Raw genomic sequence first — 22,741 nt, 5'->3', positions numbered from 1 at the left:
CGGTAATTATGGCGAAGGGGTGTGTCGGGAAGATCGGGTGAAGTGCAAAGAGTTTGTAAATTGTCCCCCGTTAGCGTTGGCTAGCGGGGGAAGGGAATTTATGCGATCGCGTTCTCTTCCAGCTGCCGCATAAAGTTACGCACCCAGTCCATACGGGTTTTGCGCTCCGTCAGCTCCTGGGTAAATTTGAGACGGGTTGGGCCATCCAGACGGAAATGCTGCGGCTGTTTTTGCAGCAGGCCGATCAGCCACATCGGGTTGACGTGATTCTTCTCGGCGAATTCAATCACCCCGCCTTTTTCATTGCCTTCGAGCCTGCGGATCCCAAGCTTTTGCGCCTGCTGGCGCAGCCTCGCGATATCCAGCAGGTTTCGCGCCGCATCGGGCAGCAGGCCAAAGCGGTCAATCAGCTCAACCTTGATCTCTTCCAGCTCGTTTTCCGTCTTCGCGCTGGCGATGCGCTTGTAGAACGACAGTCTTGTATTCACGTCCGGAATGAAATCGTCCGGCAGCAGGGAAGGCATGCGCAATTCGACCTCGGTCTGCTGGCTGGTGAGATCCTCCAGCGACGGCTCGCGCCCTGCCTTCAGGGCATCAACCGCGTTTTCCAGCAGCTCCATATAGAGCGAGAAGCCGATGGTCTCCATCGAGCCGCTCTGGTCCTCACCCAGCAGCTCGCCAGCCCCGCGGATCTCGAGATCGTGCGTCGCCAGCGCAAAGCCTGCGCCGAGGTCTTCCAGCGAGGCGATGGCTTCCAGACGCTTCTGCGCGTCGGTGGTCATTGCTTTCGGATGCGGCGTCAGCAGCCAGGCGTAGGCCTGATGGTGCGAACGCCCGACGCGGCCGCGCAGCTGGTGAAGCTGCGCCAGGCCAAAGTGATCCGCGCGTTCAATGATGATGGTGTTCGCCGTCGGAATGTCGATCCCGGTTTCGATGATGGTGGTGCACACCAGCACGTTAAAGCGCTGGTGGTGGAAGTCGTTCATTACCCGTTCCAGCTCGCGCTCGCGCATCTGCCCGTGGCCGATCGCAATGCGCGCTTCCGGCACCAGCTCCGCCAGCCTGTCGGCGGCTTTCTGGATGTTTTCCACGTCGTTGTAGAGGTAATAGACCTGACCCCCGCGCAGTACTTCACGCAGGATCGCCTCGCGCACTACCAGGTTATCGTACTCGCGGACAAAGGTTTTCACCGCCAGGCGGCGCGCCGGCGGCGTGGCAATAATCGACAGATCGCGCATGCCGCTCATCGCCATGTTCAGGGTTCGCGGGATTGGCGTGGCGGTCAGGGTCAGGATATCGACGTCGGCGCGCATCGCTTTGATGCGTTCTTTATGGCGTACCCCGAAGCGGTGCTCTTCATCGACGATCAGCAGCCCCAGATCTTTCCACTTCACGTCGCTTTGCAGCAGCTTATGGGTGCCGATCAGAATATCGATTTTGCCTTCGCTGGCCTGTTCGAGGATCTGCGTCTGCTCTTTGGCGCTGCGAAAACGCGACAGCATCTCGATGCGCACCGGCCAGTTGGCGAAGCGGTCGCGGAAGTTGTCGAAGTGCTGCTGGGCGAGCAGGGTAGTCGGCACCAGTACCGCCACCTGCTTGTTGTTTTCCACCGCCAGGAAGGCGGCGCGCATTGCCACCTCGGTTTTGCCGAAGCCGACGTCGCCGCAGACTAAGCGGTCCATTGCCAGCGGCTGGCACATGTCGCTCAGCACGGCGTTAATAGCCTGAGCCTGGTCCGGCGTGGTTTCAAACGGGAAGCTGTCGCAGAACAGCTGGTACTGCTCTTTATCATGCTTAAAGGCGAAGCCCTCTTTGGCCGCGCGCTGGGCGTAGATATCCAGCAGCTCGGCCGCCACGTCGCGCACTTTTTCCGCGGCCTTCTGGCGCGCGCGCGCCCAGGCGTCGCCGCCCAGCTTGTGCAGCGGCGCATTCTCTTCGGCACCGCCCGCGTAGCGGCTGATCAGATGCAGGGACGACACCGGGACATACAGTTTGGCGTCGTTGGCGTAGGTCAGCATCAGGTATTCACCCTTAATGCCGCCCGCTTCCAGCGTGGTCATTCCCTGATAGCGCCCAACGCCATGCTCCAGGTGAACAATCGGCTGGCCCGGATGCAGCTCGGCCAGGTTACGGATCAGCGTGTCCGGGTTGATGGTGCGACGGCTGTCCTGACGACGACGCGCGACGCGCTCGCCCAGCAGGTCGCTTTCGCAAATCAGCGCCAGGTTGTTGAGCGTATCAATAAACCCGTGTTCGGCGGCGCCAATCATCAGGTAACGACCGTTTCCGGTCGCTTCGCTCAGGCGCAGGATGCGCTTCGGCGCCACCTTAATGCGTCCCAGCAGCTCACCTAACGCTTCGCGGCGGCCTTCACTCTCAACGGAGAACACTACTGGCCCAGTAAATGGCTCCAGGAACTTGCGCAGATTATCCAGCGGGGATTTCTGCTGCGCCTGAACGGCCAGGTCCGGCAGCGTCCGGAAGGCGAGGTTGGTATTGGCGGCCTTATCGGCGAGCGAGTCGGTTTTCAGCTGCATGCGCGGCCAGCGCTTTAGCTCGGCGTTGAGCTCGTCGGTGCGCAGCCACAGCGCTTCCGGCGGCAGCAGTGGGCGCATCGGATCAACGCCCCGGTTTTCGAAGCGCGCGCGGGTTTCGCTTTCAAAGCGGCTGGCGCTGGCGTCGATGTCGCCGGTGTTCACAATCAGCGTGTTCGCCGGGAAGTAGCTGAACAGGGCGGGCAGCGGCTCGTTAAAGAACAGCGGCTGCCAGTATTCGATCCCGGCAGGAAGCGTCCCTTTGCTGACCTGCTGGTAAATATGTTCCGCGTCGCGCTTGACCTCGAACTTATCGCGCCACTGGCTGCGGAACAGTTCAATAGCGGTTTTGTCCGTGGGGAACTCATGCGCGGGCAGTAAGTTAATGGACTCCACTTCCTCCAGCGTGCGCTGCGTGTCGGCGTCGAATACGCGCAGGCTGTCGATTTCGTCATCGAAGAAGTCCAGACGATACGGCTGGTCGCTGCCCATCGGGTAAAGGTCTAGCAGCGCGCCGCGGGTCGCGTATTCCCCGTGCTCCATCACCTGATCGACATGGCGATAGCCCGCACCGTCAAGCTGCGCGCGCAGGGCATCGCGGGACAGGCGCTGGCCTTTTTTCATCACCAGCGCGTGACCGTGCAGATAGCTGTGCGGACAGACGCGCTGCATCAGGGTATTTACCGGCACAATCAACACGCCGCGCTGCATGGTCGGCAGCTGGTAAAGCGTCGACAGGCGCGAGGAGATGATCTCCTGGTGCGGCGAGAAGCTGTCATACGGCAGCGTTTCCCAGTCGGCCAGGCTGAACACCAGGCTATCGGTGAACTGGCGGATTTCGTCGTGCAGGCGCAGGGCGTTTTGCATATCCGGGGCAACCAGGATCACCGGGCCTGGATGACGCTCGGCGATTTCCGCCACCAGCGTGGCGCACGCCGCGCCGGTGAGTTCGCCCAGCTGGCGCTGGTCGCCCGCTTTGACAGGCAAGGAATAACGATAGTGTTCAGGCATGGCTATGTCAGAGTCTCTTATGGATATACCAACAGTATTGGGGCATATCACTGATACGCAATGTCTTTATTATCCTCGATCGTTTTACATAAGCAAATCGTAACCGCACGGCTGGGCTAAACGCCCCCGAAACGGGGGCGGAGAGGGCATTAACGCGTCGACGGTGACAGGGTCAGCGTAGCGGGAGGTGAGAAGAAAACGTCGCCAAACAGCGCGGTGGAGAGTTTACGCACTCCGAGCCCGGCAAGGGTGCAGATAAGCAGGCTGGCAAACGGGTAGACCAGAATTAAGCCCAGCTCTGCCCAGACCGGCCAGTACGCGGCATTCATCTCGCCAATCAGGAACAGGCTAAAGGCCTCAATCAGGATGCGGTGGGTGGTATAAATCGCAATGGTGTTTGAGCCAATCACGTTCAGCAGATTGTTCGGGTGAACGGCATAGCGCTGCTCAAGGCTATAGAACAGCTTCATGATCAACACAATCGACAGCAATGAGAGCAGCAGCGGAACGTTAGCAAACCACAGCACCACGGAGACGGCGGCGAATGCGCACGTCGCTAGCCAGATGCGGCGCAGGTTGACGCTTTTCATCCACGCCATCAGCGCTGCGCCATACCACGCCCCGAGGCTGTAGTAGATCATGTTGCGGACCACGCTGTTCATTCCCCACCACGGCAGCGGCAGGAAGTTGATCGCGATGCTTGCCAGCGCCAGCAGTCCCAGTACCGGCAGCTTCCAGCGGCTCAGCAGCTTGCACAGCGTGAAGTAGACCACCAGCGCATACAGATACCACAGGCTGGTGCTGGCGGTGAGCATGCCTCGTACAAATCCCGAGAGCGAGTCGGCATAGGCCGCGTTCGACGCGGTGGCAAGCTCACGCTCGGGGGCCAGCCAGGCATTCAGGTGTGTCAGCGCCTGCCATTGCAGAATCCCCCACAGCGCCAGGACCCAGACAATGCTCAGGACCCGTTTGTCGAGGCTGGATCGCCAGTCCACCTCGTCAATATAGCGACGGATCAGATAGCCGGAGATAAAGAAGAAGACCGGCATACGAAACGGTGCGAGATAGAGGTTAAAATAGACCCAGCATTTGGCGAGAAGGCCGGAGAGCGGGTGTTGCAGCCCGATCAGATGCGGGTAAAACGTGATAACCGAGTGATAGATAACCACCAGGCAGATACACAGCCCTTTTATCTGGTTAATCCATAATGCTTTTTGCTTCATTGTTCGCCAGTACCTTATTGCCATAAACGAACGGGCAATTGTTGTAAAACGACGTCAGGATGTAACGGGTAACAGTCTGTATCAGGAGGTTTTTCGGAAAAGGTGGAGGTGGCGAGGCGAACATTCAGACAATAGCACCCTGATTTATCTGAATTTTTCGGAAAAATGATTACCAAAGCTTACGGTTTCAGTCATTTACGCTTAGCGGATTCGCTTATATACTCGTGGGTCTGCTATCAGCAAACAGACGGACTTCATGTATCAACCTGTCGCACTCTTTATAGGCTTACGTTACATGCGTGGGCGCGCCGCGGACCGCTTCGGTCGCTTTGTCTCCTGGCTTTCGACTATTGGCATTACGCTTGGCGTGATGGCTCTGGTGACGGTGCTTTCCGTCATGAATGGCTTCGAGCGCGAGCTGCAAAACAACATCCTGGGGCTGATGCCGCAGGCCGTTCTCTCATCCTCCAACGGGTCGGTTAACCCGCAACAGCTGCCGGAAAGCGCGGCGAAGTTACAGGGCGTCACGCGCGTAGCGCCGTTGACCACCGGCGATGTAGTGCTGCAAAGCGCCCGCAGCGTGGCAGTCGGCGTGATGCTGGGTATCGACCCGGCGCAAAAAGACCCGCTCACGCCCTACCTGGTGAACGTGAAGCAGACCGATCTGGAAGCCGGAAAATACAACGTGATTCTGGGCGAACAGCTTGCCGGACAGCTTGGCGTTAACCGCGGCGACCAGCTGCGCGTGATGGTGCCTTCAGCCAGCCAGTTTACCCCGATGGGGCGTTTGCCAAGCCAGCGCCTGTTTAACGTGATTGGTACCTTTGCTGCCAACAGCGAGGTTGACGGCTACCAGATGCTGGTTAACATCCAGGACGCTTCCCGCCTGATGCGCTACCCGGCAGGGAATATCACCGGCTGGCGCCTGTGGCTCGACGCGCCGCTGAAGGTGGATACCCTCAGCCAGCAAAAACTGCCGGACGGCACCAAATGGCAGGACTGGCGCGAGCGTAAAGGCGAGCTGTTCCAGGCCGTGCGGATGGAAAAAAACATGATGGGGCTGCTGCTGAGCCTGATCGTCGCCGTGGCCGCATTTAACATCATCACCTCGCTGGGCCTGATGGTGATGGAGAAGCAGGGCGAGGTCGCCATCCTGCAAACCCAGGGGCTGACGCCGCGCCAGATCATGGCCGTCTTTATGGTGCAGGGTGCCAGCGCCGGTATCATCGGCGCGCTGCTCGGTGCCGTGCTGGGGGCACTGCTTGCCAGCCAGCTCAACAACCTAATGCCGATTATCGGCGCGCTGCTTGACGGCGCGGCGCTGCCGGTGGCTATCGAGCCGCTGCAGGTGGTCGGTATTGCGCTGGCCGCGATGGCCATTGCGCTGCTTTCTACGCTTTATCCTTCCTGGCGCGCTGCCGCCACTCAACCCGCTGAGGCTTTACGTTATGAATAAGATCCTGTTGCAATGCGACAACCTGTCCAAACGCTATCAGGAAGGCACTGTGCAAACCGACGTGCTGCACAATGTGAGCTTTAGCGTAGGCGAAGGCGAGATGATGGCGATTGTCGGCAGCTCCGGTTCGGGCAAAAGTACGCTGCTGCATCTGCTGGGCGGGCTGGATACCCCAACCAACGGCGACGTGATTTTCTCCGGCCAGCCGATGAGCAAAATGTCCTCAGCGGCGAAGGCCGAGCTGCGCAACCGCGAGCTGGGCTTTATCTACCAGTTCCACCACCTGCTGCCGGATTTCACGGCGCTGGAAAACGTGGCGATGCCGCTGCTGATTGGCAAAAAGAAGCCGGCAGAAATAAACGCCCGCGCCAGCGACATGCTGAAAGCGGTAGGGCTGGGCCATCGCGGTAACCACCGTCCGTCGGAGCTGTCCGGCGGCGAACGCCAGCGCGTGGCGATTGCCCGCGCGCTGGTCAACAACCCGCGTCTGGTGCTGGCGGATGAGCCTACCGGTAACCTGGATGCCCGCAACGCGGACAGTATTTTCCAGCTTCTCGGCGAGCTGAACGCCTCGCAGGGGACCGCGTTCCTGGTGGTGACCCACGATCTGCAGCTGGCAAAACGCATGGGGCGCCAGCTTGAGATGCGCGACGGCCATCTGAACGCGGAACTGACCCTGATGGGAGCAGAGTAATGGCGTCACCGTTATCGTTACTCATCGGTTTACGTTTTAGCCGCGGACGCCGTCGCGGCGGCATGGTGTCGCTGATCTCCGTCATCTCGACCATCGGTATTGCGCTGGGCGTGGCGGTGCTGATTGTCGGCCTGAGCGCCATGAACGGTTTCGAGCGCGAGCTGAATAACCGCATTCTGGCGGTGGTGCCGCACGGAGAGATCGAACCGGTTAACCAGCCGTGGACGAACTGGAGCGATGCGCTCACCAAAGTTGAAAAAGTGCCGGGCATCGCCGCGGCCGCACCCTACATTAACTTTACCGGGCTGGTGGAGAGCGGGGTAAACCTGCGCGCCATTCAGGTGAAAGGGGTGAACCCGGCGCAGGAAGCGCGTCTCAGCGCGCTGCCGAACTATGTGCAAAACGGTGCGTGGGCCAACTTCAGGGCGGGCGAGCAGCAGATCATCATGGGCAAAGGCGTCGCCGATGCCCTGAAGGTGAAGCAGGGCGACTGGGTGTCAATCATGATCCCGAACGCCAGCGCCGACCACAAGCTGCAGCAGCCAAAACGCGTGCGCCTGCACGTTACCGGTATTCTTCAGCTGAGCGGCCAGCTTGACCACAGCTTTGCGATGGTGCCGATGGAGGATGCGCGCCAGTATCTCGACATGGGCGACAGCGTGACGGGCATTGCAATTAAGGTGAACGACGTCTTTAACGCCAACAAACTGGTGCGGGACGCGGGCAGCGTGACCAATAACTATGTCTACATCAAAAGCTGGATCGGCACTTACGGGTATATGTACCGTGATATCCAGATGATCCGCGCCATTATGTATCTGGCGATGGTGCTGGTCATTGGCGTCGCGTGCTTTAATATCGTCTCGACGCTGGTGATGGCGGTCAAGGACAAGAGCGGCGACATCGCCGTGCTGCGTACCCTCGGAGCAAAAGACGGTCTTATTCGCGCCATCTTCGTCTGGTACGGTTTGCTGGCGGGCCTTTTCGGCAGCCTGTGCGGCGTGGCGATCGGCGTGGTGGTTTCCCTGCAGCTGACCCCCATCATCAACGGGATTGAAAAGCTTATTGGTCACCAGTTCCTGTCGGGTGATATCTATTTTATTGACTTCCTGCCGTCTGAGCTGCACTGGCTGGATGTTTTTTATGTGCTGGTTACAGCACTTTTACTGAGTCTGCTGGCAAGCTGGTATCCGGCGCGTCGCGCAAGCCGAATCGATCCGGCGAGGGTATTAAGTGGCCAGTAATTACGTCATGATCTAGCGGCTTTCGGGCCGCCAGGTCAAAAGAGGAATGCACTATGTATTATGGATTTGATATTGGCGGCACCAAGATTGCGCTCGGCGTGTTTGATAAAGACCTCAAGCTGCAGTGGGAAACTCGCGTTCCTACGCCGCGCGAAAGCTACGACGAATTTTTAACCGCCATTGCCGCGATGGTGGCGCAGGCGGATGAACGCTTTGGCGTGAAAGGCAGCGTCGGCATCGGTATTCCGGGGATGCCCGAAACCGACGACGGCACGCTGTACGCCGCCAACGTACCTGCCGCCAGCGGCAAGCCGCTGCGCGCCGATCTCTCCGCCCTCCTTGAACGCGACGTGCGTTTAGATAACGATGCCAACTGCTTTGCGCTCTCCGAGGCCTGGGATGATGAATTCCGTCAGTATCCATTGGTGATGGGACTGATCCTCGGCACCGGCGTCGGCGGGGGAATTGTGATCAACGGTAAGCCTATTACCGGGCTCAGCTACATCACCGGCGAGTTTGGCCATATCCGCCTGCCGGTGGACGCCCTCGAGGTGGTAGGACGTGATTTCCCGCTGACCCGCTGCGGCTGCGGCCAGCACGGCTGTATTGAGAACTACCTCTCCGGCCGCGGGTTTGCATGGCTTTACGAACACTTCTATCATCAGAAACTTGAGGCCCCTCAAATCATTACCCTGTGGGAGCAGGGGGATGCGCAGGCGCGCGAGCACGTCGAGCGCTATCTGGATCTGCTGGCGGTGTGTCTGGGCAATATTCTCACCATCGTCGACCCGGATCTGCTGGCGATCGGGGGAGGGCTCTCAAACTTTACCGCGATTACGGAACGATTGTCCGGGCGTTTGCCCCGACACTTATTGCCGGTTGCCCGCGTGCCGCGTATTGAACGCGCGCGACACGGGGACGCAGGAGGCATGCGCGGAGCCGCATTCCTTCATCTCACCGATTAGTTTACGAGGTTTCTATGCTGTCGCGTCGCCAGGGTCGACTCAGCCGTTTTCGCAAAAACAAACGCCGCTTGCGCGAGCGTCTGCGCCAGCGGATCTTTTTCAGAGACAGAATCATGCCAGAAGCGATGGATAAACCCAGAGTGGTGGTGCTGACCGGGGCGGGGATTTCCGCCGAGTCAGGAATTCGAACCTTCCGCGCGGCGGACGGGCTATGGGAAGAGCACCGCGTGGAGGATGTGGCCACGCCGGAAGGCTTTGCCCGCGACCCGGATCTCGTGCAGGCGTTTTACAACGCCCGCCGCCGTCAGCTGCTCCAGCCTGAGATTGCGCCCAATGCGGCGCATCTGGCTCTGGCGAAGCTGGAAGAGGCGCTCGGCGATCGCTTCCTGCTGGTGACGCAGAATATTGACAACCTGCACGAGCGGGCCGGTAACAAGAACATCATCCACATGCACGGCGAGCTGCTCAAGGTTCGCTGCGCCTGGAGCGGTCAGGTGCTGGACTGGAAAGAGGACGTGCTGCCAGAGGATAAGTGCCACTGCTGCCAGTTCCCGTCGCGCCTGCGTCCGCACGTGGTCTGGTTCGGCGAAATGCCGCTGGGCATGGATGAGATCTACAGCGCGCTGGCGATGGCGGACGTGTTTATCGCCATCGGCACATCCGGCCACGTTTACCCGGCGGCCGGGTTTGTCCATGAAGCGCGACTGCACGGCGCGCATACGGTAGAACTCAATCTTGAGCCAAGCCAGGTGGGCAGCGAGTTTGAAGAGAAACACTACGGGCTGGCAAGTACGGTCGTCCCGGCGTTTGTCGACAAGCTGCTGAAAGGGCTGTAGCGCCAATCGCGTGAAAAGGCACCCGTCCAGCGGGTGCCTGCTTATTTATGAATGGAAGAACGCCAGCGTCTTCTCCAGCGATTTAGCCTGCTCGTCCAGCGAGAGCGCTGCGGCAGAGATCTGCTGAACCAGAGAGGCGTTCTGCTGGGTGGTGCTGTCCATCTGATTAACGGCGGTGCTGACCTGGCTAATCCCCCGATTCTGCTCGTCCAGCGCCTGAACGATGTCGTTAATGACCAGATGCACGTGCGACACGGCTTCAATGACCTGTTTCATCATCACGCCGGTTTCATTGACCAGCGCAACGCCTTTGCTTACTCGGCCTGAGGACTCGGCAATCAGCTGAGAGATCTCTTTTGCCGCGTTAGCGCTTCGCTGGGCAAGGTTACGAACTTCACCTGCAACGACCGCGAAGCCGCGCCCCTGTTCGCCAGCTCGCGCGGCTTCAACGGCCGCATTCAGCGCCAGAATATTGGTCTGGAAGGCGATGCCGTCGACGATGCTGTTAATCTCACCGATCTTGCGCGCGCTCTCGTCAATCTCCCCAATCACCACGACCACGTCGTTCACCAGCGTTTCGCCATGCCCGGCAAGGCTCGCGGCGCGATCGGTCAGCGTGGTCGCCTTGTGGGCGTTGTCGGCATTGTTCTTCACCGTAACCGAAATCTCTTCCATGCTGGCTGCCGTTTCAACAATCGCCGCCGCCTGTTCTTCGGTACGCGAGGCGAGGTCAAGGTTACCCGCCGAAATTTCGCTGGTGCCGCCGTGCACGGAATGGCTGGCTTCGCTGATGTTGCCGACGATGCGCTTGAGCTGCGTCTGCATGGTGTGCAGGGCATAAAAAATGCTGCGGGTATCCCCGGAACGCACCGGGATGATGTTGTTCAACTCTCCCCGCGCAACGGCCAGGGCGATACCGGCGGCTTCAGAAGGTTCACCCCCGACAGGGCGGTCAACTTTGCGGGTAAAGATCTGCGCCATCACCATGCTAACAGCGACGATGCTTAACGCCATCAGGACGACGGCTTTCAGTAAAAATGCGCGCGCTTCAGCCATCACTTCGCTCACCGGAGTGATAATGGCGAGTTTCCACGGCGTCTGGCTATTCCCGACGGCAATGTCCTGCCAGGTGATAAACGCCTCTTCCTTCAGGAGCGGATCGTCGACCCGAGTGACCTCATGACCGGTAATCTGACCGGCGTAAGGCTTGCCTGCGGCGCGCTTGTCCGGACTGGACACCACGCTATTGCCCGCCGAGAGGAGCAGAGCGTAGCCCGTGCCGTTCCACGGTTTAATCGCGCCGATCGTCGATTGCAGCGTGGCGAGCGAGAAGTCAGAGGTGACCGAGCCCAGAAACTGACCGTCCCGCATGATGGGGGCGGCAATAGAGGTAAGCATCACGTCCACGCCGTTGTAGGGATAAATATAGGGCTCGATGATCACCTCTTTTTGCCGCTGTTTCGGCAGCAGATAGTAATCGCCGCTGCCGGGCGTTTCGAGGTCCGTCAGCAGGTGCAGGGCGGGTTTACCAGAGGCATCGCGGTCGACATAGCGGGCATAGCGTCCGGCAGGATCTTCACCGCTCTGACCGGCAAAGGCGGCATCTTTATCGTCAAACGCGTTGGGCTCAAAGGCCATCGACATAGAGAGAAACTGAGGATGCGCCAACAGATAGTGGATGAGCAGCTGGTTCAGGCTCTGGCGATCGGCCACGCCCGCCTCGCGCAGCGCCAGGGCGCTATTACCCATATCCCGGGCGGCCGTCAGGGCGGAATCCAGCTGTTTGCTGACCTGTAGCGATTGCACCTCGGCTATCTGGCGGATATGTTTTTTGGCCAGCACCTCCTGCTGCGCCATCCACTGCCACATCATAAACCCGATCGTTGCCGTAAAACCCACCGTCACGGTGAGGAAAATGGACAATAGCATCAACGTCTTGACTCTTATTTTCGGTCCTCGGACCATGGCGTCTCTCATTCTCTTCTCCCGTAATATTGTGCCTGTCGGGCAGGCACCTATTCCTTATCGGATATTTTTTCCGCTTTCTGTAGATCGCCAGGTCTATTTAATTTAAATTCTGAACATATAAATCCCGTTAATTAGTGTGGATGCTTTTATTTTGTGCATCCAATCAAAATAGTGCTCGATAATACTCGTTATCGTCGTGTAGAAAGAGGATGCTAATAAATATAAAGTGGTAGAGGAGGATGGGATATGTACGGATTTATTGCGCGACAACCCATTTTTAACCCTGAGATGAAGACGGTGGCCTATGAGCTGCTCTTCCGGGATGGGATGACAAACCGATTTCCGGATGTGTCGGCGGAATATGCCACGTCCAGAATGATATCCGATCAGTTTTTATGCGTGCCGTCCCAGCGCATTGCCGGGTCGCATACGTCGTTTATTAATTTCCCGTCCCGGATGGTCATAGACCGCAGCGGAGAAGCGCTGGATAAAGAGAGCGTGGTCATTGAGATCCTTGAAGACGCGGTGCCTGGGGCGGAACTGCTGCAGGCCGTCAGGGAGATGAATGCGCTCGGTTATCAATTTGCGCTTGATGATTTCACCCTTGCTCCAGAATGGGATGCTTTTTTACCCTATATTTCGATACTGAAATTCGACGTCAGAAATTATACCTTAGCGCAAATTAAAGCGTATCTGAAAGAGCATAAACATCTGACCGGGCATATTAAATATCTCGCTGAAAAAATTGAGACTAAAGAGGAATTCAACCAGTACAGGGAAGAGGGATTCTCGCTGTTTCAGGGCTATTTTTTCTGCCGTCCAGAGGTCATTAAATATAAACGGCTATCGCAAAATCAGCTGGCGATTTTTCGGCTGCAAATGGAGGTCGGACGCAATAAGCCTGATTTCCGGATCGTCGAGTCGTTGATTAAAAGCGATCTTACGCTGTCATATAAAATCATGCGCTACATGAAACACACCGCTTTTAAACATATCGGTGCCTGCAACTTCAGCAAGTTGACCCTGAGTGAAGTGCTCCGATACCTCGGGGAAAATCAGCTGAGACGCTTCGTTGCCGTCGTGGTTCTCGCCAGCGCGGGCAACGACACCGTGAGCGAGCTCTACCCGTTGAGTATGATGCGCGGCAAGTTCTGCGAGCTGATCGCACAGACCATGAAAGAACCGGCGCTGGCTGAAAATGCCTTCATGTGCGGCCTGTTTTCACTGCTCGATACCCTCCTTGAGCTGCCGATGGCCGAGTTGATGAAGCAAATTGCGGTGCCGCAGAGCGTGAGCAACGCGCTGTGCCATCAGGAGGGGCGGCTAGCCGATATGGTGAGCCTGTGCCGATACTATGAACAGCAGCAGTGGGACGAGGCGGACAGGGTTCGTCAGGCGCTGGGCCTGTCGGATGAAGAGGTGGTTGAGGCGATGAGAAAGGCGACCATCTGGGCAGGGGAGAATGCGGTCAGCTGATCCTTCCCCACGCCGCGCGGGCGGCGTGGGGAAGAACGCGATACCGTTTATCGGCCCGCTTTTAATTTCTGGTAATACTCTTCGTAGAGGCGGCTGGCGTCACCGACATCGTTCTGCCATTCCCCTTTGCTGATGGTTTCGGCATCCGGGTAGAGCGTTTTATCGTTGGCCACTTCAGGCTTCAGCAGCTTGCGTGCGGCGAGGTTTGGCGTCGGGTAGCCAATCGTCTCGGCAACCTGTTTCGCCACGTCAGGGCGCAGCAGGAAGTTGATCAGCTTCAGGGCGCCATCCACGTTTTTCGCGTTGGCCGGAATCGACAGGCTATCCATCCAGAAGATCCCGCCTTCCTTCGGCCAGACCACCTTAAGCGGCGTACCGGCCTGGCGGGCAACGTACGCCGAGCCATTCCACACCATCCCCAGATTCACTTCGCCTTCCATGTACGGGTTTGCCGGGTTGTCCGAGTTGAAGGCCGCCACGTTAGGCATCAGCTTCTTCAGCTCGTTATACGCCGCTTCGATCTCTTTAGGATCCGTCGTGTTGCCCGAGTAGCCCAGCTTGCGCAGCGCCACCTGGAACACTTCACGCGCGTCGTCGGTCAACAGCAGGCTACTTTTATATTCGGGTTTCCACAGGTCGGCCCAGCCTGTCACCGATTTCGGATCGACGGCATCGCTATTGACGCCAATCGCGGTCGCACCCCAGATATACGGGATGGAGTAGTCGTTATTCGGGTCGAACGGCTTGTTGAGCATCTCCGGATCGAGGTTTGAAAAATTGCTCAGCTTCGTTTTATCGATCTTCTGGATCATGCCCTCTTTGCGCATTTTGTCGACAAAGTAGGTAGAGGGAACGACCAGATCGTACGCGCCGTCCTTGTAGGTTTTCAGCTTGGCGTACATGGTTTCATTCGACTCGTAGGTCGAGTAGATCACCTTGATGCCCGTCTCCCTGGTGAACTGTTCAAGCAGACCTGGCGGCACGTATTCGGTCCAGTTGTAGAAGTAGAGCGTTTTACCGTCATCAGCGTGCGCGGCACCCATGCCGAGCACCAGCGCCGCAGCGGCGAGTATTTTTTTCATTTCATTGTCCCCTGAGATTTTGTTTTATCACGAGCAATAACCTGGCTGGCGATCACCAGAATCAGCGACAGCATCAGCAGAATGGTCGCCAGCGCGTTCACCTCGGGTGAAACGCCGACTTTCACCATCGAATAGATCTTCAACGGCAGAATTTCATAACTCGGTCCGGTGACGAAGGAGGACACGACCACGTCGTCCATCGACAGGGTGAAGCTCAGCAGCCATCCGGCCGCCACGGCGGGCATCGCCAGCGGCAGGATGATTTTGCGCAGGATCGTCATCTCGCTGGCGCCCAGATCTTTTGCCGCCTCCAGCATGCGCACGTCGAATCCTTTCAGGCGCGCGAAGACGGTGACCACCACAAACGGCAGGCAGAAGGTGATATGGGAAAACAGCAGCGACCAGAAGCCCAACTGAACGCCCAGCAGCATAAACAGCACCAGCAGCGAAATTGCCATCACGATGTCCGGCGACATCATCACCACAAACAGCATGCCGCTAACGAACGGCTTGCCGCGAAAGCGGTAACGATACAGCGCCACGGCGGTGAGCGAGCCAATCAGCGTGGCGAAGGTGGCGGAGAAGATCGCCATCGTCAGCGAGTGCTGCGCCGCCTGCAGCAGGCTGTCGTTGTTCATCAGCAGGCTGTACCAGTCGGTGGTAAAGCCCTGCCAGCTGATCCCGAACCGCGAGCTGTTAAACGAGTTCACGATCAAAATGATAATCGGAATATACAGATAGGCGTAAATGGCGGTCATAAAACCGCCGCGAAGCAGTCGACCGATCATTCGAGTTCCACCTTTTTATTCAGCAAGCGTGAGGCGCGCCAGTAGACCAGCAGCATCAGCCCCATGACCACCGTCAGCGTAATGCTGGTCGCGGACCCGAACGGCCAGTCCCGGATGTTAAGGAACTGACTCTTGATCACGTTACCGATCAGCAGGTTTTTCGCCCCGCCCATCAGGTCAGAAACGTAGAACAGTCCCATCGCCGGGAGCATCACCAGCAGACAGCCCGCGATAATGCCCGGCATCGTCAGCGGAATAATGATGCGGATAAACGTCTGCAGCCTGCTGGCGCCCAGATCTTTTGCCGCTTCCAGCAGCGGTTTATCCAGCTTCTCAATGCTGGAGTAGAGCGGCATCACCATAAACGGCAGCAGGATATAGACCAGACCCACAATCACCGCGCTCGGGGTGAACATGATGCGGATCGGCGTATCAATTACCCCTAGCCACAGCAGAAACGCGTTGAGATAGCCCTTGGTGCTGAGGAAGATCTTCAGGCCATAAATACGGATGAGCGAGTTGGTCCAGAAGGGAACAATCAGTAAAAACAGCAGCAGGGGACGCACCTTTTGCTGCAGGCCAGCGAGGAACCAGGCGAAAGGATAACCGAGCACCAGGCAGGCGACGGTAGCAATCAGCGCCATATTGAGCGAGTGCAGCAGCACGTCGAAATAGAGCGGATCGAGCAGGCGCGCGTAGTTGTCCAGCGTAAAGACCAGCGAAACGAAGTTTGCATCGTCGCGGGTCAGGAAGCTGGTGGCGATAATTATCAGGTTGGGTAAAAAGACGAACAGCACAAGCCAACCGACGATCGTGGCAATCACCACATTCTGGAACTTACTTGTGTTCTTCATCAGCCAGCACAACCTCCCAGCTTTCTACCCAGTTGATAACCATTTTCTGGTCGAGAGAGTGGTCGAAGTCAGGGTCGTCTTCGTTAAAGAATTCGCTGACCATCACCGTTTTGCCGTTCTCCAGCTCGACGACAGACTCCAGCGTCATCCCTTTATAGTTGCGCTCGCGGATATAGCCGATTAACCCTTCGGCCTCGGTACTGCCGTGGATTTCATCAACCCGCAGGTCTTCCGGACGCAGCAGAACGTTGAGCTTTTGCCCCTTTTCGACGGGGAAATTGACGGTGATATTGCACTCGCGTCCTTCGACGCTGGCGCGCACGCGCTGGTCGTCCAGACGTTCGATCACCGTGGCGTCGAAGATATTGATCTCGCCAATGAAGCTGGCGACAAACAGGTTTTTCGGCTCTTCGTAGATTTCACGCGGCGTGCCGTCCTGCTCGATTTTGCCGTCGCGCATCACCACGATGCGGTCGGACATGGTCAGGGCTTCTTCCTGATCGTGGGTGACGAAGACAAAGGTAATGCCAAGCTTGCGCTGCAGGGCTTTGAGCTCGTTCTGCATCTGTTTGCGCAGCTTATAGTCGAGCGCGGAGAGGGATTCATCCAGCAGGAGCAGACGCGGCTTGTTGACCACGGCGCGGGCGATAGCCACGCGCTGCTGCTGGCCGCCGGAAAGCTGGTGGGGTTTTCGCTGGGCAAACGTCTCAAGCTGCACCATGCGCAGGGCTTCGGTAACGCGCGGCTCGATCTCGCTTGCCGGGGTTTTTTGCATCCGCAGGCCAAACGCCACGTTTTCAAACACGGTCATGTGCGGGAAGAGGGCATAGCTCTGAAAGACGGTATTGACGTGGCGATCTTCGGCAGGAACCTGGGTAATGTCCTGATTCTCAAGATGGATGTGGCCATTATCGACGCTTTCCAGCCCGGCGATAAGGCGCAGTACGGTTGTTTTGCCGCAGCCGGAGGGGCCAAGCAGCGTCAGAAACTCACCGTCATTGATGGTGAGAGTGAGGTCAGAAATAACGTCTTTACCATCAAAACGTTTACGAATTCGTTCCAGTTGCACCAGCGGCGAACGTGAACGGGATTGTGTATTCAATTTTTGCGCTGTCCCATATAGACGCCTCAGGCAGCAGACTGAAGCGGGGTTTGTGTGTAACCACCTTGGTGACTCGTAATGAGGGCGGACATTCTACGGCAATCCCCCGGAATCGCCAATCCTTGTCACTGATTCATAAGCTACATTTATTAACGCATAACGATATAAACGGAAAATATTCTCGTTTGCGGGATAAAAGTGACCTGACGCAATATTTGCGTTTTGATGCTTATTGATAATGTTGTCACGAAAAGTGAGGGTGACTGCATGGATAAATTACTTGAGCGTTTTTTACAGTACGTTTCGCTGGATACCCAATCTAAGCCGGGTGTTCGCCAGGTGCCGAGCACCGAAGGCCAGTGGAAGCTATTAAACCTGCTTAAAGAGCAGCTTGACGCCATGGGGCTGGTCAACGTCACGCTAAGCGAAAAAGGCACTGTGATGGCAACGCTGCCGGCGAATGTCCAGGGCGACATTCCGGCGATTGGCTTTATCTCCCATGTCGACACCTCTCCGGATTTTAGCGGTAAAAACGTGAACCCGCAGATTGTGGAAAACTACCGCGGCGGCGACATTGCGCTGGGCATTGGCGACGAAGTGCTTTCGCCGGTGATGTTCCCGGTGCTGCACCAGCTGCTCGGCCAGACGCTGATCACCACAGACGGGAAAACGCTGCTGGGGGCGGATGACAAGGCGGGCATCGCGGAGATCGTGACGGCGCTGGCGGTGCTGAAAGAGAAAAATATCCCGCACGGGGATATCCGCGTGGCCTTTACGCCGGACGAAGAGGTGGGCAAGGGGGCGAAGCATTTCGACGTGGAAGCCTTTAACGCGCAGTGGGCCTACACCGTTGACGGTGGCGGCGTCGGTGAGCTGGAGTATGAAAACTTTAACGCGGCGTCGGTGACCATCAAAATTGTCGGCAACAACGTTCACCCCGGCTCGGCGAAAGGCGTGATGGTGAACGCGCTGTCGCTGGCATCCCGCATTCACGCGGAAGTCCCGGCGGAAGAGAGCCCCGAACAGACCGAGGGATATGAAGGTTTTTATCACCTGACCAGCATCAAGGGCACCGTGGACAGCGCGCAGATGCACTACATCATCCGCGATTTCGACCGTAAGGCCTTCGAGGCGCGCAAGCGTAAGATGATGGAGATCGCGAAGAAGGTGGGTAAAGGATTACACCCTGATTGCTATATTGAGCTGATCATTGAAGACAGCTATTACAATATGCGCGAGAAGGTGATGGCGCATCCGCATATTCTCGATATCGCCCAGCAGGCGATGCGCGACTGTGATATTGAACCGCAGCTGAAGCCGATTCGCGGCGGTACCGACGGTTCTCAGCTGTCGTTTATGGGATTGCCGTGCCCGAACCTGTTTACCGGTGGCTATAACTACCACGGCAAGCATGAGTTTGTGACGCTGGAAGGGATGGAAAAAGCGGTGAAGGTGATTGTGCGGATCGCGGAGTTGACCGCGAAGCGGTAAAAAAACGCCCGGTAAGCGTAGCGCCACCGGGCAGAAAGGCAAGGAGTGCCCATGTCAAACTACCGTCGCCATTACGTCCCCGGTGGAACCTGGTTCTTCACCGTCAACCTGCAAAATCGTCAGAGCGATTTGCTTACCCGTCATATCGATAGCCTGCGTTCCGCCGTCTCAACGGTTAAGCGTGCGAAGCCCTTCACCATCAACGCGTGGGTTATTCTGCCTGAACACATGCACTGTATCTGGACCCTACCGGAAGGAGACAGTGATTTTTCTGCTCGCTGGCGGGATATCAAAAAGACGTTCAGCCGCAACATCGACATGCGCCATATCTGGCAACCACGATTCTGGGAACACACTATCCGTAACGAAGAGGACTACCGGCGGCATGTGGATTACATTTACATCAATCCGCTGAAGCACGGCTATGTGGGTAAAGTCATCGACTGGCCGTTTTCAACGTTTCATCGGGACGTGCAGGAGGGATTGTATCCGGTGGATTGGGCCGGCGAGATCGAGGATTTTGCGGCGGGTGAGCGGAAGTGAAAAGCCGGGTGGCGGCTACGCCTTACCCGGCCTACATTCGGATCGTAGGCCCGGTAAGCGGAGCGCCACCGGGCATTACAGAGACTCAGTCCTCAAAGAACCAGTACCCGCTGTTGACCAGCGCGGCCAGCATTGCGAGGAAGGACGGATCTTCCAGCGCATCGCCAAAGGTGTCGGCAGTCAACACCAGATGGCTGGCAATGGCCTCCAGCGCCGGACGGTGCGGAGAGTCAAGCTTCTCGCCGTTAACGAACACCTCCTCGCCGATGCGCAGTACGCGCAACCCGCCCAGACGCGTCAGCTTGTCGCCCTGCTGAAGGGCATCATAAATCTCGTCAGCCTGATAAGGCGGTTCCGGCGGCGCAACGTCCAGCTCATGACGAGACTGGCTGATAAACTCGCCAAACCACTGTTTGAAGTGCTCCGGTTCGTTGATTAGATCCAGCATCATGCCGCGCAGCTTGTCCAGCTCCGCTGGCAGAATATCGGCCGGATGCTCGCGGGCAGGCACGTCAGGATCGCTGTAACGATAGCTGCCCAGCTCGCGTTGCAGAACATAGTCGGCAAATCCGCTGATCATCTCGCGGCCGCTTGGCGCACGGAACCCGACGGAGTAGTTAAGTGAGTTTTCCAGGGAGTAACCCTCGTGCGGGAACCCCGGCGGAATGTAGAGAATATCACCCGGCTCCAGCTCTTCGTCGATAATGCCTTCGAACGGATCGACCTGAAGCAGATCCGGATGCGGGCAGTGCTGCTTCATGGGCACTTTTTCGCCCACGCGCCAGCGGCGGCGACCCGTTCCCTGAATAATAAACACGTCGTACTGGTCCAGGTGCGGACCCACGCCACCGCCCGGCACGGAGAAGGAGATCATCAGATCGTCCATGCGCCAGTCGGGCAGGGCGCGGAACGGGCGCATTAAGGCGGCCGTTGGCTCGTGCCAGTGGTTGACCGCCTGCACCAGCAGAGACCAGTTGTTTTCACCAAGGTGATCGTAGCTTTCGAAAGGACCGTGGCTAACCTGCCATTTCCCGTCCTGGTGGCTGACCAGGCGGCTGTCGACTTCGTTTTCCATGGCCAGACCGGCCAGTTCGTCAGGGGAGATGGGGTCGACAAAATTGCTGAACCCGCGTTTCAGAACCACCGGGCGTTTTTGCCAGTAACGTTCAATAAACTCGGGCCAGTTAAGCGTTAAGTGATAATCCATATTTATTTATTCCGCAGGTTCTTACTGACTCGGATTATAACGGAAGCTCAGGCCCCCGGCTGCGAGATCCTCGCATTTTTCACATAACGGGTTAACTATCGTTCGATGTGGGCTGCTGGCGACCGAAAATGACCTCCATCCGGGCGCCGCCCAGCAAGCTTTCGCTGGTTTCGATTTTTCCGTCGTACTGGTCAACAATCTCGCGGGCAACGGCTAAACCTACGCCCTGGCCTGGGCGTAGCGTATCGGCGCGCTGACCGCGATCGAACACCACGTCACGCTTGTTGCGCGGGATCCCCGGACCATCATCCTCAACGATGATGTGCAGTTCATTTTCCGTCTGACGCGCGGACACTTCCACGAACTCCAGACAGTATTTGCAGGCGTTGTCCAGCATGTTGCCCATCACTTCCATGAAGTCATTTTTTTCCCCGACAAAGCTTATCTCGGGCGAGATATCGAGGCTAATGTTCACCCCTTTACGCTGATACACCTTGTTGAGGGCGGATGTGAGGTTATCCAGAAGCGGGGCGACCGGGTGCAGCTCGCGGCTCAGCAGGGCGCTGCCGGAACGCATGCTGGCGCGGTGCAGGTAATAGCCAATTTGCTGCGAAATGCGGCTGATCTGTTCCAGCATCACCGGCTCGGCATCATCGACGCTCAGCTTTGAACTGCGCATTGAACGCAGGGTGCTTTGCATGACGGCCAGCGGGGTTTTCAGGCTGTGGGTCAGGTCGGTAAGGGTGGTACGGTACTTATCATAGCGTTCGCGTTCGCTTTTCAGCAGGCGATTGAGGTTACGCACCAGGCTGGTGAGCTCGCGGGTCGTTTCCGGATTCAGCTTCTCGCGATGATGTTCTTCCAGCTCACGCACCTCTTTCGCCAGTGATTCAATGGGGCGCAAGCTCCACCATGCCGCCACCCACAGCAGTGGGATCACCAGCAGGAGATTCGCAGCCAGAACGTAGATGAACCAGCTCCAGACCATATAAGAACGCTTGAGCTCGACCGGAATGGTGTCGATCACCACGATGGTTAGCTGAGGCATGTTCAGCGTCGCCGGGTAGAGGTTAATTGCAACGGAGTGCGTCATCTCCGTTTCGGCATCATCCGCGCGGATCTCGTTCAGCTTTTGCTGCAGGGAGCGATCTTCACGTATCAGCGAGCTGGTGGTGTTGAGGTCGGCTTCAATTTCATGAAAACCGTTGGTTTTAAGCCATTCAGGACGAATACTTTTAACCAGCCACGGGATGTCACGCTGCGCCCACAGTAACTTACCCTTCTCGTCATAGATCAGGGCCAGCGTGGGGCTTTGCTGGTTGAGGTTTTCCGGCATTTCGACGGTGATGCGGTTGTTTTCCCACTTCGCCAGGGTATAAAACAGATTGCTTTCGCCACGCAGCAGCCGGAAGGTGGTTTTATCAAAGCTGACGCTGTAGCCCACCAGGGCGACCATGCCGTAGGAAAGCGACAGCACCAGCACCACGGCGGCCGTTGCCAGCAGAAAACGTACCCGCAGCGAAAGGGGCAGAATATGGCGCAGGATCCGTCTCATTTAGCGTAATTCGAACAGGTAGCCCTGGCCACGGACGGTGGTAATCACATCCTGCGGATACTGCGCCTGAATTTTCTTGCGCAAGCGGCCCATCAGCACGTCAATGGTATGGCTCTCGCGCAGCTCCGCATCGGGATAAAGCTGGAGCATTAAGGAATCTTTACTCACCACTTTGCCATTGTTACGGATCAGCGTCTCCATGATGGTGTATTCGAAGGCGGTGAGCTTGATCACTTCATCATTGATGGATAATTCCCGGCGGGAGAGGTCGACCTGGAAAGGCGGGATGGAAATAACCTGTGACGCCAGCCCGCTGTTGCGGCGTAATAGCGCCTGCATGCGTGCCGCCACCTCTTCAATATGAAACGGCTTGGTGACGTAATCATCTGCACCCGCGCTGAGCACCTCAACCTTATCCTGCCAGCCTTCACGGGCGGTCAGCACCAGTACCGGCAGGGAGACATCGTGGCTGCGCCAGCGGCGAATTAACGACAGACCGTCTTCGTCAGGCAACCCTAAATCGACAATGGCGATATCCGGCAGGTGTTCATTGAGATAATAATCGGCTTCTTTTGCATCTTCAGCATCGTCCACCTGATGTCCCATCTCCTGAAGCTGAACCTTCAGGTGATGGCGTAGCAATGCGTTATCCTCAACAACCAGTACGCGCATCATCTCTTCTCCCTAAATAATTGGTATGAATAGTTTAACG

18 protein-coding genes are annotated in these 22,741 nt (G+C 57.4%); 8 read left to right on the top strand and 10 right to left on the bottom strand.

Annotation, left to right across the window (positions count from 1 at the left end; translation table 11 throughout):
* Positions 1–98: 98 nt before the first annotated feature.
* On the bottom strand, positions 99–3,545 hold the full coding sequence (gene mfd, locus L6R44_RS05440; RefSeq protein WP_237423509.1) for a transcription-repair coupling factor: 3,447 nt from the start codon (positions 3,543–3,545) through the stop codon (positions 99–101).
* A 149-nt stretch (positions 3,546–3,694) separates the two neighbouring features.
* On the bottom strand, positions 3,695–4,768 hold the full coding sequence (locus L6R44_RS05435) for an acyltransferase family protein (protein WP_237423508.1): 1,074 nt from the start codon (positions 4,766–4,768) through the stop codon (positions 3,695–3,697).
* A 256-nt stretch (positions 4,769–5,024) separates the two neighbouring features.
* Here L6R44_RS05435 and lolC point away from each other — a divergent pair, with 256 nt between their 5' ends.
* The 5 genes from lolC to cobB are packed head-to-tail and all read left to right on the top strand — an operon-like array spanning position 5,025 to position 9,963.
* Positions 5,025–6,224, top strand: a complete 1,200-nt coding sequence (lolC, locus tag L6R44_RS05430) for a lipoprotein-releasing ABC transporter permease subunit LolC (RefSeq protein WP_032639710.1) — start codon at positions 5,025–5,027, stop codon at positions 6,222–6,224.
* Positions 6,217–6,918, top strand: a complete 702-nt coding sequence (lolD, locus tag L6R44_RS05425) for a lipoprotein-releasing ABC transporter ATP-binding protein LolD (protein ID WP_008500772.1) — start codon at positions 6,217–6,219, stop codon at positions 6,916–6,918. The genes lolC and lolD overlap by 8 nt, the downstream gene beginning before the upstream one ends.
* A complete protein-coding gene (lolE, locus tag L6R44_RS05420; protein WP_237423507.1) occupies positions 6,918–8,162 on the top strand; it encodes a lipoprotein-releasing ABC transporter permease subunit LolE in 1,245 nt (414 codons plus the stop codon). Before lolD ends, lolE begins: the two co-directional genes overlap by 1 nt.
* Positions 8,163–8,215: 53 nt before the next feature.
* On the top strand, positions 8,216–9,127 hold the full coding sequence (gene nagK / locus L6R44_RS05415) for an N-acetylglucosamine kinase (RefSeq protein WP_237423506.1): 912 nt from the start codon (positions 8,216–8,218) through the stop codon (positions 9,125–9,127).
* Between the two features lie 14 nt (positions 9,128–9,141).
* A complete protein-coding gene (gene cobB, locus L6R44_RS05410; RefSeq protein ID WP_237423505.1) occupies positions 9,142–9,963 on the top strand; it encodes a Sir2 family NAD+-dependent deacetylase in 822 nt (273 codons plus the stop codon).
* Positions 9,964–10,008: 45 nt separating this feature from the next.
* On the opposite strand, the gene L6R44_RS05405 is transcribed toward cobB, so the two are convergent.
* On the bottom strand, positions 10,009–11,940 hold the full coding sequence (locus L6R44_RS05405) for a methyl-accepting chemotaxis protein (protein WP_237423504.1): 1,932 nt from the start codon (positions 11,938–11,940) through the stop codon (positions 10,009–10,011).
* A gap of 237 nt (positions 11,941–12,177) precedes the next feature.
* Between L6R44_RS05405 and L6R44_RS05400 the strand changes: the two genes are divergently transcribed.
* Positions 12,178–13,407: an EAL and HDOD domain-containing protein gene (locus L6R44_RS05400; protein WP_237423503.1), complete on the top strand. Its 1,230-nt coding sequence runs from the start codon at positions 12,178–12,180 to the stop codon at positions 13,405–13,407.
* A gap of 47 nt (positions 13,408–13,454) precedes the next feature.
* Here L6R44_RS05400 and potD read toward each other — a convergent pair whose 3' ends face one another.
* From potD to potA, 4 genes are read right to left on the bottom strand one after another with little or no spacing between them, the layout of a single operon-like run.
* Positions 13,455–14,489 (bottom strand): spermidine/putrescine ABC transporter substrate-binding protein PotD, encoded by a 1,035-nt coding sequence (potD, locus tag L6R44_RS05395; RefSeq protein ID WP_237423502.1) that lies wholly within the window; start codon positions 14,487–14,489, stop codon positions 13,455–13,457.
* A complete protein-coding gene (potC, locus tag L6R44_RS05390; RefSeq protein WP_237423501.1) occupies positions 14,486–15,277 on the bottom strand; it encodes a spermidine/putrescine ABC transporter permease PotC in 792 nt (263 codons plus the stop codon). The genes potD and potC overlap by 4 nt, the downstream gene beginning before the upstream one ends.
* Positions 15,274–16,131, bottom strand: a complete 858-nt coding sequence (gene potB, locus L6R44_RS05385) for a spermidine/putrescine ABC transporter permease PotB (RefSeq protein ID WP_237423500.1) — start codon at positions 16,129–16,131, stop codon at positions 15,274–15,276. Before potB ends, potC begins: the two co-directional genes overlap by 4 nt.
* Positions 16,115–17,263, bottom strand: coding sequence for a spermidine/putrescine ABC transporter ATP-binding protein PotA (gene potA / locus L6R44_RS05380; RefSeq protein WP_237423559.1), 1,149 nt, complete (start codon positions 17,261–17,263; stop codon positions 16,115–16,117). The genes potB and potA overlap by 17 nt, the downstream gene beginning before the upstream one ends.
* A 237-nt stretch (positions 17,264–17,500) precedes the next feature.
* Between potA and pepT the strand changes: the two genes are divergently transcribed.
* Together pepT and L6R44_RS05370 are read left to right on the top strand one after the other, a co-directional pair.
* On the top strand, positions 17,501–18,724 hold the full coding sequence (gene pepT, locus L6R44_RS05375) for a peptidase T (protein WP_237423499.1): 1,224 nt from the start codon (positions 17,501–17,503) through the stop codon (positions 18,722–18,724).
* Positions 18,725–18,775: 51 nt separating this feature from the next.
* A complete protein-coding gene (locus tag L6R44_RS05370; protein ID WP_237423498.1) occupies positions 18,776–19,267 on the top strand; it encodes an REP-associated tyrosine transposase in 492 nt (163 codons plus the stop codon).
* 85 nt (positions 19,268–19,352) lie between these two features.
* Here the strand turns inward: L6R44_RS05370 and L6R44_RS05365 are convergent, their stop codons facing one another.
* The 3 genes from L6R44_RS05365 to phoP all read right to left on the bottom strand — a co-directional run bounded on the left by L6R44_RS05365 (position 19,353) and on the right by phoP (position 22,701).
* Positions 19,353–20,474: a ribosomal protein uL16 3-hydroxylase gene (locus L6R44_RS05365; protein ID WP_032639735.1), complete on the bottom strand. Its 1,122-nt coding sequence runs from the start codon at positions 20,472–20,474 to the stop codon at positions 19,353–19,355.
* Positions 20,475–20,565: 91 nt separating this feature from the next.
* Positions 20,566–22,029, bottom strand: coding sequence for a two-component system sensor histidine kinase PhoQ (phoQ, locus tag L6R44_RS05360; RefSeq protein WP_237423497.1), 1,464 nt, complete (start codon positions 22,027–22,029; stop codon positions 20,566–20,568).
* Positions 22,030–22,701, bottom strand: a complete 672-nt coding sequence (gene phoP, locus L6R44_RS05355; RefSeq protein ID WP_024908594.1) for a two-component system response regulator PhoP — start codon at positions 22,699–22,701, stop codon at positions 22,030–22,032.
* Positions 22,702–22,741 lie beyond the last annotated feature (40 nt).

Source organism: Enterobacter cloacae complex sp. ECC445 (assembly GCF_021892025.1).
Lineage (GTDB): Bacteria > Pseudomonadota > Gammaproteobacteria > Enterobacterales > Enterobacteriaceae > Enterobacter > Enterobacter chengduensis.
Note: the sequence above shows the minus strand (reverse complement) of the source record. Positions and strands in the feature narration are given on the sequence as shown.

What these genes read in the sequence shown, in the direction of transcription:
- mfd (WP_237423509.1), bottom strand. Translation starts at nt 3,545, where the DNA reads ATGCCTGAACACTATCGTTATTCCTTGCCTGTCAAAGCGGGCGACCAG.
- L6R44_RS05435 (WP_237423508.1), bottom strand. Translation starts at nt 4,768, where the DNA reads ATGAAGCAAAAAGCATTATGGATTAACCAGATAAAAGGGCTGTGTATC.
- lolC (WP_032639710.1), top strand. Translation starts at nt 5,025, where the DNA reads ATGTATCAACCTGTCGCACTCTTTATAGGCTTACGTTACATGCGTGGG.
- lolD (WP_008500772.1), top strand. Translation starts at nt 6,217, where the DNA reads ATGAATAAGATCCTGTTGCAATGCGACAACCTGTCCAAACGCTATCAG.
- lolE (WP_237423507.1), top strand. Translation starts at nt 6,918, where the DNA reads ATGGCGTCACCGTTATCGTTACTCATCGGTTTACGTTTTAGCCGCGGA.
- nagK (WP_237423506.1), top strand. Translation starts at nt 8,216, where the DNA reads ATGTATTATGGATTTGATATTGGCGGCACCAAGATTGCGCTCGGCGTG.
- cobB (WP_237423505.1), top strand. Translation starts at nt 9,142, where the DNA reads ATGCTGTCGCGTCGCCAGGGTCGACTCAGCCGTTTTCGCAAAAACAAA.
- L6R44_RS05405 (WP_237423504.1), bottom strand. Translation starts at nt 11,940, where the DNA reads ATGAGAGACGCCATGGTCCGAGGACCGAAAATAAGAGTCAAGACGTTG.
- L6R44_RS05400 (WP_237423503.1), top strand. Translation starts at nt 12,178, where the DNA reads ATGTACGGATTTATTGCGCGACAACCCATTTTTAACCCTGAGATGAAG.
- potD (WP_237423502.1), bottom strand. Translation starts at nt 14,489, where the DNA reads ATGAAAAAAATACTCGCCGCTGCGGCGCTGGTGCTCGGCATGGGTGCC.
- potC (WP_237423501.1), bottom strand. Translation starts at nt 15,277, where the DNA reads ATGATCGGTCGACTGCTTCGCGGCGGTTTTATGACCGCCATTTACGCC.
- potB (WP_237423500.1), bottom strand. Translation starts at nt 16,131, where the DNA reads ATGAAGAACACAAGTAAGTTCCAGAATGTGGTGATTGCCACGATCGTC.
- pepT (WP_237423499.1), top strand. Translation starts at nt 17,501, where the DNA reads ATGGATAAATTACTTGAGCGTTTTTTACAGTACGTTTCGCTGGATACC.
- L6R44_RS05370 (WP_237423498.1), top strand. Translation starts at nt 18,776, where the DNA reads ATGTCAAACTACCGTCGCCATTACGTCCCCGGTGGAACCTGGTTCTTC.
- L6R44_RS05365 (WP_032639735.1), bottom strand. Translation starts at nt 20,474, where the DNA reads ATGGATTATCACTTAACGCTTAACTGGCCCGAGTTTATTGAACGTTAC.
- phoQ (WP_237423497.1), bottom strand. Translation starts at nt 22,029, where the DNA reads ATGAGACGGATCCTGCGCCATATTCTGCCCCTTTCGCTGCGGGTACGT.
- phoP (WP_024908594.1), bottom strand. Translation starts at nt 22,701, where the DNA reads ATGCGCGTACTGGTTGTTGAGGATAACGCATTGCTACGCCATCACCTG.